Source organism: Aerolutibacter ruishenii, assembly GCF_007830115.1.
Taxonomy (GTDB): domain Bacteria; phylum Pseudomonadota; class Gammaproteobacteria; order Xanthomonadales; family Xanthomonadaceae; genus Aerolutibacter; species Aerolutibacter ruishenii.
In genome coordinates, this window is record NZ_VLKP01000006.1 from 205070 (window position 1) to 213539 (window position 8470).

The window sequence follows — 8470 nt, forward strand, 5'->3', positions numbered from 1 at the left end:
ACCTCAGTAGGAATAGCGGTCGGTCCAGCCGCCGCGCAGGGTGTTGAATGCCGCCAGACTCGGGTTGTTGCTGAGCGCCATCATAATGTCCGGGTCACCGACAATCGGGCCATTACCACTGCCGTTCACGAACGCGCCCTGGATGAAGACACTACCGAACACCGCAGCCTTGCTGCCGTTCTGTTTGAACGCCGCTGCACCGCCGGTGGAAGAACTTGCGCTCGCGTTTGGATCCCGCATGAAGACCATGCCGTAAAAAATGGTGCCATTGGTCTGCATTTCCCCATCGGCCACGAACACGACCGGATTAGCAGGACTGCCGACTGCCGCAGGCTTACCCGGCGGCCCTTTGTCACAACCGCTCTTGCACCAGATCAATCCCGAGCTACTGCCGTTTGGATTGGCCTTGATCTGGTCGGCGCGGGCCAAGCCCAGGTTATCACCGATGATCTGGCTAGCATTGGCGTAAAGAAACGCCTCGTCGGGGTAGAGGCTGACAATCTGCCCGTTGATTTCGACGCTGGCCCGCGGGAGCCTCGTTTCACAGAAGCTGTCGCCATTCGTGTCCGTCCATGTCTTGACGCCGAAGGCGTACTCGAAAAGGTCGCAAGGAAATTCGCTGGCGACGACATTCTTGTTGACACCCTCCTCAGCACCGGAGTCGACATCCAGAATGTCCCAGCCCTCATCGCCCTTTTTGGGGCACCCGCCATCGATCGACTTTTCTCTCCAATCCGGATCGCTCAGCGAAACAGCTGAAGAACTAAGAAATGTCTGACGGTCGCATGTTCCGAATGCGCTTTTCATATCGACATTCAGTCGCGACCAGATCGAAATGTCCAATCCCGGCCCAGCCGCATTGGGCATGGCCACCACATCGCCATTGCCGTTAGGTGTCACGGTACCAGTCGCAATCAGCGAAGGGACGCCAGCTCCTTGTGCCAACAACGAGTTGCGAGCCACGGTTTGAACTAGGGTCGATCTGCCGGAGTCTCCTCGTATTTGCGCGACACTGACAAACGTCACCACCCGCCGATCCGACAGGTTGGCCATGCCCGTGGCACAGTTGATGTTGGTAGCAGTAACCGGAAGCGCCACTCTGCAAAGCACCGGCGCCACGCCATAGGCGACATCAAACGCCCCGACCGTTGAATTCGAGTCCGTCTTCAACATATGCCGGGTCAACTCAGCGGCAAGGCCACCAGCCTGTGCGTCAACATAGCCCCCGACGTTGGCCTTGAGCCGAAACATCGAGGCCCGCACGGCTGCCGGTACGGCACCGCACGGAAACGTTTCGTCTGCGGCCAAGCAAGCTTCCCACATTGATGTGTCGTCCGCCCATCCTGGATTGACGCGCATGAGGTACTCAAACCCCTGGGTCAGCCCCGCCTCCGCGGTCTGCTTCACGACCTTCGCCCGCAGGTCATTACCGCTACTGCGTTGCTCGAACGCACCGACGTTCAACGTAAGAACTGAAATGAGCGCCGCCAGCAAAAGCAGAACAATTGCGATTACCAGCGCCGAGCCCCGCTGGTGCCGGGCTCTATTGGATGCTAGTGAGTACATACGTATGCGCCTCAATGATCAGCTACCTAAGCCAGGGGCAAACACGGACTGCGTAAAAGAACGAGTAATACTTGCATCTCCTTGCAGCTGCCCTGCCAGAGTCACGTTGATCCGACGTCCCGACCGCGAGAAGGTCAATGCACTGATGGTCACGTTGCCGGTGCTCAGCTTGACCCCACCCGAATCACACGACGTCGTTCCAAGATAGACAGCCCCGCCCCGCAGCGAGATGGCTCTGTCCACCGTATTGCCAGCGATGTCGCTGTAATGGTATGTGAGGCAGTTTGCGGTCCCACCAACCGTGCCCAGCGCCGTGGCGCCCGTGATGTTGAACGGATTCTCGGCGCTCCCCGCCCGCTGCAACTCCGCTGAGATGACCGCAGCCGTACCGCGCAGTTCCTGCGTCAAACGGGTCGACTGGATGGTCTGGTTGTTGCTACGGATCAAGGCCATTACCAATGCCAGCACGGCACCGACCACGATCAGACCGACAACCAATGCAACCATCAGTTCGACGAGCGTGAATCCAGAAACTTGATATTTAGGAACTGTGCGCATTGCCAGGCTCACTCAACAATTGCCATAGCCAATTACGGCCGCATCGCTCGAACTGGGAACGCATACGGTCGCCTGCCCCAAGGGAGACACGTCCACACGCAGGTCATATCGACCCGTTGGAGACGTAAAGGTGACACTGCTCGTTCCAAGCGCCCCACCCGAACCTGTCGCCAGACCAAGTTGCCCATCGAAGGTCAGGTCCGCGGGAGCGCCAATCATGGCGACCCTGTGCTTGCCGCGAGGCAACAGTTGGCTCTCACCCTCAACCTCGCACACGGGGCTGCTATCAATGCAATCGCATGGTGTCAGCACGCCAGCCCTCTTCCCGGCGGCCGGCGCTTCCGCCGACACGGCCCCCGCACACCAATCAGCGCCGCTTCCGTCAAACGTCACCCGAACCTGGCGATTCAGCTTTACGGCGCCTGTGCGCGCATTGGAAATCAAACTGATCACGTCATCGACCGCACCGCGCAAACGGTACCTGTCATAAAAGTCACTGAACGAGGGGGCCGCCATCGCCAACAGAATCGCAAGCACAGCTATGGCGACCATCAGCTCAATCAGCGTGACCCCTTCTTGCGCGCGTCGCATGACTAGCCCCTTGAAAGCACATCCCGACTCTAGAGGTGACCCAGCAGGGCCATCAAGGCAAACCAGACAAGCGGCCCCGTCAGGGCGACGAGCGAGCGAACGGGTACCAACGTGGCAGGCGCTCGGGTGGTAGGCTTTCCCTAGAGCTTGGGGAGCACACCATGATACGAGCGCACGGCTTTACATTGATCGAACTGATGATTGTGGTCGCCATTGTTGCCATTATTGCGGCCATCGCAGTACCGAGCTATCAGGAGTCCGTCCGCAAGGGGCGTCGGAGCGAGGCTATTAATGGCGTCGGCGACCTGCAGATGCGCCAAGAGCGCTGGCGCGCTGAAAACCCGACCTATGGAAGCCTCGCGGATCTCGGCGGGGAGCCTAGTAGCAACCACTATAAATTTACTGTCACGGGCAATAACGGGACCACCTACACAATCACCGCAGAGCCGGAGGGAGCCCAGACTTCTGACCGCTGCAAAAAACTCACAGTCACTGCCGGCGCAAAACCAAGCTGGGAAACATCAAGCTGCGACTATTAGCCCAGCCAGGTTCATTCGCCCCCCCCGCTTTTGGGCTTACGCCACCACCCGATAACAAGGCCGGTACTCCCCAGCAATCTTCATCCTGCGCTGCTCCACAAACGCCCGGAGCAGCGCATCCAGCGATTGCATCATGTCCTTGTCGCCGTGGATCTCGAACGGTCCGTGCGCCTCGATTCGGCGCATGCCGTCTTCCTTCACGTTGCCCGCCACAATGCCTGAGAACGCGCGGCGCAGGTCCGCGGCAAGCTCATGCGGCTTGCGGCCGTGGTGCAGGTCCAGGCCGGCCATCGCCTCGTGGCTGGGCACGAACGGCTGCTGGAACGCCAGCGGGATATCCAGTGACCAGTTGAAGAAGAACGAGTCCTTCTGCGCGATGCGGTGATCGCGGACCTTGCGGATGCCGGCCATCATCCGCTTCGCCACGGCGGCGGGGTCTGCGATGATGATCTCGTAACGCGAGGTCGCGGCCTCACCCAAGGTCAGCCGCAGGAACTTGTCGATCTGCTCGAAGTACGGTGCGGACGCCGTAGGGCCGGTCAGGATCAACGGGAACGGGATGTGCGCGTTCTCCTCGCGCAGCAGGATGCCCAGTAGGTACAGGATCTCTTCCGCCGTACCCACGCCGCCCGGGAACACGATGATGCCGTGTCCGATGCGGACGAACGCCTCCAGGCGCTTCTCGATGTCCGGCATGATCACCAGCTGGTTCACGATCGGGTTGGGTGACTCGGCCGCGATGATGCCCGGCTCGGTGATGCCGATGTAGCGCGGGCGACGCTTGCGCTGCTTGGCATGGGCAATGGTGGCGCCCTTCATCGGCCCCTTCATGGCGCCCGGGCCGCAGCCGGTACAGATGTCCAGGCCGCGCAGCCCCAGTTCGTAGCCCACCTGCTTGGTGTAGACGTACTCGTCGCGGGAGATTGAGTGGCCGCCCCAGCACACCACCAGGTTGGGGTCGGTCGGGAACAGGGTGCGGGCATTGCGCAGCAGGTCGAAGACGGCGTCGGTCAGGCCCACGCTGCTCTCAAGGTCGCGGGCGTGGCCCTCGCCCAGTTCGATGGCCGTGTACGCCAGGTCGCGCACCACGGCGAACAGCAGCTCCGCCACGCCGCGGATCAGTTCGCCATCGACGAAGGCGGTGCTGGGGGCGTTGTGCAGGTCGATGCGCAGGCCACGGTCCTGCTGGTGCACCTCGATGTTGAACTCGGGGTACAGCTCCTGTGCCGCGCGCGGGTCATCGGAGGTGCTGCCGGTGGTGAGTACCGCCAGCGCGCAGCGGCGCAGCAGGTCGTGCATGCCCGTGGAGGCGTCGCGGAAGCGGGCGACCTCCTCGCGGGAGAGCACGTCAAGGGCTCCGCGAGGGTAGATGCGGGTGCTCTCGGTGGGCAGGACGGTGGGGCGGGACGCGGTCGCGATGGGGCTGTCGTTGTTCATGCGTTGAATGTATCGCACGCAGCCTGCCAAAAGAAAACGGCCGGGGATCAACCCGGCCGTTTTCCTGGAACGAACTGTCGGCGTGCCGATCAGAACTTGTAGCGGAAGCCCACCTGCAGCGACCAGCGCGAGATGCCGCGGTCGTCGTAGATGCGGGTCGTATCCGGCGTGTTGAAACGGTAGACGTACTTGCCGGCGTTGCCGGCGCACGCGGCCGGCTGGGTGCCGCCACCGAGTCCGCAGATGCCGCCGTACTCGACCACACCCAAGCTGCCCGGGAACGCCACTTCCTCGATCTGCCCCCAATCCTTGTCGATCAAGTTGCCTACGTTGAGGATGTCCAGCCAGATCTCCGACTTGTGGCCGGACATGAAGCCCGGCAGCTCCTGCGAGACGCGCACGTCGAACTGGTTGACCCATGGACTGCGCGCCCCGTTGCGCGTGGCCACCTGGCCACGATGGCTGTTCAGGTACTCGTCGCTGTAGACGTAGTTCCAGAACGCGGCCTCTTCCGCCGCATTGCGGAATACCACGTCGCCGGGGGCGGTCGGGATGTACAGAAGGTCGTTGCCGAAACGGCCATCGCCATTGGCATCGTTGTCGAACACATAGCTGTACGGACGACCCGAACGACCTTCGTAGAACATCGACACGGAGGTCTTGTAATCACCGAAGAACGCATGCTTCCAACTGAGCGCGGCGGAGAAGCGATCGCGGATCTCGTACGACGAGCGCGCCGAGATGTCCTCGTTCGGATGGAACGTGTTGACGTTGCCCCACTGCGAGCCGGACGTGGAGCTGGTGAGCGGGCTGGATTCGGTGGCGTTGGTGTAGGTGTACGCCAGCATCCACGACCAGTCGCCGTTGTTGAACGGCTTGGTCAGCGACACGGTCAGCTGCTGCGATTCACCCTTGGTGGTCGGGCGAGCGACGAGCGCGTCGTTGAACGCCCGGTTGGAGTTGGCGCGCGAACCGGTGCCGCTGCTGGCGCAGGAGACACCCTGCACCACGCCGGTCTCGTTGAGGCAGCCCGCGCCCAGGATGTTCCAGCTGGTCGGACGCAGGCCATTGGCGTTCCAGTAGATCATGCGTCCGTCCTGGCCCACCGCCGTCGGGGTGCCCAGGTTGAGCTGTTCGTAGTAGATGCCTTCCTTGACCGAGGTCAGCACTACTTCGGTGGCGGCGACGACGCCCCACCACGGCAGCTCGTGGTCGAATGCCAGGTTGGCCTTCCACACCGACGGCTGGCTCAGGTCGGGATCGACGAAGTCGACCGACTGCGTATTGGTACGGGCGCTGGCGGGGATCAGACCAAACTGGTCCTCACGATCCGGGTCGAAGCACTTCGGAACGGCAACGGTACCGCCCGCGCACGGGCCGGCCAGGCCGGAGCTGAAGAAGTAGTCGGTGTAGCCGAAGCCGGTGTTGGTGAACGGGTTGGACAGCCACACGTTCGCGGATGCGCCCTGGAACAGGCCGATGCCGCCGCGGAGCTGGGTCGGGCGATCGCTGTCGAAGGTGTAGTTGAAGGCGAAGCGCGGCTGGATCAGGTCATTACCGTCGATGGTCGCACTGTTGTCGTAGCCGAACGCGGTCTGCGCGGCGGCGTTGAAGGTCGGCTCGTTGTCCACCATCGGACGGTCGTAGCGCAAGCCGAAGGTCAAGGTCAGGTTGGCGTTGACTGCCCAGGTGTCCTGCACGAACACGCCGAGGTTCTTCATGCCCCAGATCGCGGCCATGTTGTCGGTGTTGCCATCGGCCGGGTGGAAGTACTGGTAGCGGCTCGGGCGGCCGTTACGGAAGTCGTTGATGGTGTTGAAGGTGTAGGCGCCGTTGATGCGACGGCCAAACAAGTTGTAGACGTCGTTGTCTTCGTAGTCGAGACCGAACTTGAGCGTGTGCTCGCCCAGGAACAGGTTGCCGGCGAAGAACGCATTCCAGGTTTCGGTCTCCAGCACGTTGGCGTGGGTGTTTTCCTCGGTACCGAAGTTCACCGTGGCGTTGCCCACCCGCACGGCGATCGCCGGCAGGTCTCCCTTCGGCGTGCGCACGGCGGAATAGTCACGGAACGAGACCTTGGCTTCGGTCGAGAAGTTGTCGGTCCAGTCGCTGAAGAGCTGCCCCGTGTAGGTGTCGAACTTGTAGTCGCGCTGGTAGTCGTAGGTATTCAGGGCGATCTGGGTGCTGCCGAAGCCCGGGGACACGGCCACGCTCTGGTCGGAGGTGCCATAGCGGAAGCTGAAGCGCTGGGCATCGGTGATGTTCCAGTCGATCTTGAGGCCGTACTCCTCGCTGGTCGTGTCCGCGCCTGACACGCCGTAGGTGCCGGCATCGAAGCCGTAGCCCTGGGCGATGGCGCGGATCTCGTCGATCTGCGCCTGGGTCACGTTGACGATGTTGGAAGCGCCCGAACCGACGGGGCCGAACGTCGGGCCCGGCGCGCCCATCTCGGACTTCTCGTAGTTGAGGAAGAAGAACAGCTTGTCCTTGACCAGCGGGCCGCCGAAGGTCATGCCGTAGGTGGTGTCGTCCTCGAATCCAGAGAAGTCGGTTCCGTTCTCGTTCTCGCGAACCATCGAGTTGTCGCGGTACAGGCCATAGGCCGAGCCATGGAACTCGTTGGTACCCGACTTGGTCACGGCGTTGATCACACCACCGGTGCCACCGGAGATGGTGACGTCGTAGTTGGCGACGTCGACCGAGATTTCATCGATCGTATCCATCGAGAACGGCTGCTTCGGCGTGGGCAGGCCGTTGGACTCGAGGCCGAACGCATCGTTGGTGCTGATGCCGTCGACGCGGATCGCGTTGTAGCGCGGATTCTGGCCGCCGACAGAGATTTCGTTGCGCGACTTGTCGGTCTGGGTCACGCGGGGGTCGAGACGCGCGTAGTCCTGCAGGTTGCGCTCGATCGACGGGAACGCTTCGATCTGCTCGCGCGTCACGTTGGAGCCAGCGCCCATCTTGGTAGCGCTGAAAACCTCGGACCCGCCGCTGTAGACCGCTTGGATCGACTCCACCGTGGTCACGTCGTTGTTCAAGCCGATGTCGACGGTGTTCACCTTGTCCAGGTTCAGGTACACGCCATCCTGGGAGTTGGCGCCCGCACCGGCCTTGGTGATGGAAATTGTGTAGGGACCACCCACACGGAGGCCACGCGCCGTGTAGCGACCGCTCGCATCCGTAACTGTACGGCTGACGGTACCGGACTCGGTGTGGACGATCGTCACTTCCGCGCCAGCGACCGGCTGACCGTCGGCACCAACCACCTGGCCGCCAACGCCTGCCGAGGTGCTCTGCGCGAACGCAGGTGCGGCAGCGAGCGCCGCCAGGAGCCCAAGCGTCAGCTTGGACATACGAACACGATTCTTGTCGGTCATGAAAACTGGCCTCGATGCATTTTTTTGGGATTCGACAGAACGCGGCCCGCGCCCCGAAATCGCGCCTGGCCCTGTGCAATTGATTGGGTTCTTCACCCAAGTCCGGGGAAGGCAGCCCGGATCTTCAGGAAGAAATAGGCGTCATCGCGGTAGCCGTAGGCGATGCGCTTGATGACCTTGATTCTGTTGTTGATGCCTTCCAGAAGGCCTGTATGCATGGGCCAGCGCACCCGGCTGACGATGCCGCGCCAATAAGGCCTCAGGCACTTGGCGAAGTGGATCAGGGCCGGGATGCCACTTTCATGGGCATGGCGTAGCCACTGTTTCCATGCACGACGCCACGTTTGCGCCGTTGGGGCGTTCCACAGTGCCTTGAGCTGCTCTTTCATCACGTAGACC

At 62.0% G+C, this 8470-nt stretch carries 7 protein-coding genes; 1 reads left to right on the plus strand and 6 read right to left on the minus strand.

The annotated features are described in order from the left end of the window. Positions 1 to 3: 3 nt before the first annotated feature. Genes IP93_RS08890 through IP93_RS08900 form a run of 3 tightly spaced genes read right to left on the minus strand, consistent with a single transcriptional unit; the run spans position 4 to position 2715 of the window. Positions 4 to 1566, minus strand: coding sequence for a PilX N-terminal domain-containing pilus assembly protein (locus IP93_RS08890; protein ID WP_144814655.1), 1563 nt, complete (start codon positions 1564 to 1566; stop codon positions 4 to 6). 18 nt (positions 1567 to 1584) lie between these two features. Beyond that, positions 1585 to 2136 (minus strand): PulJ/GspJ family protein, encoded by a 552-nt coding sequence (locus IP93_RS08895; RefSeq protein WP_144814657.1) that lies wholly within the window; start codon positions 2134 to 2136, stop codon positions 1585 to 1587. Beyond that, positions 2137 to 2715, minus strand: a complete 579-nt coding sequence (locus tag IP93_RS08900; RefSeq protein ID WP_144814659.1) for a GspH/FimT family pseudopilin — start codon at positions 2713 to 2715, stop codon at positions 2137 to 2139. It lies immediately after the preceding gene. 161 nt (positions 2716 to 2876) lie between these two features. Here IP93_RS08900 and IP93_RS08905 point away from each other — a divergent pair, with 161 nt between their 5' ends. Further along, positions 2877 to 3254, plus strand: a complete 378-nt coding sequence (locus IP93_RS08905) for a type IV pilin protein (RefSeq protein WP_144814662.1) — start codon at positions 2877 to 2879, stop codon at positions 3252 to 3254. Between the two features lie 36 nt (positions 3255 to 3290). Here IP93_RS08905 and ppnN read toward each other — a convergent pair whose 3' ends face one another. The 3 genes from ppnN to IP93_RS08920 all read right to left on the minus strand — a co-directional run. Further along, positions 3291 to 4691 carry a nucleotide 5'-monophosphate nucleosidase PpnN gene (gene ppnN, locus IP93_RS08910; protein ID WP_144814664.1) on the minus strand — a complete coding sequence of 467 codons (1401 nt, stop codon included), beginning with the start codon at positions 4689 to 4691 and terminating at the stop codon, positions 3291 to 3293. A gap of 89 nt (positions 4692 to 4780) precedes the next feature. Next, positions 4781 to 8071: a TonB-dependent receptor gene (locus tag IP93_RS08915; protein WP_425480041.1), complete on the minus strand. Its 3291-nt coding sequence runs from the start codon at positions 8069 to 8071 to the stop codon at positions 4781 to 4783. A 92-nt stretch (positions 8072 to 8163) separates the two neighbouring features. After that, the coding region (locus IP93_RS08920; RefSeq protein ID WP_144814667.1) for a transposase at positions 8164 to 8470 on the minus strand (307 nt) is incomplete at its 5' end.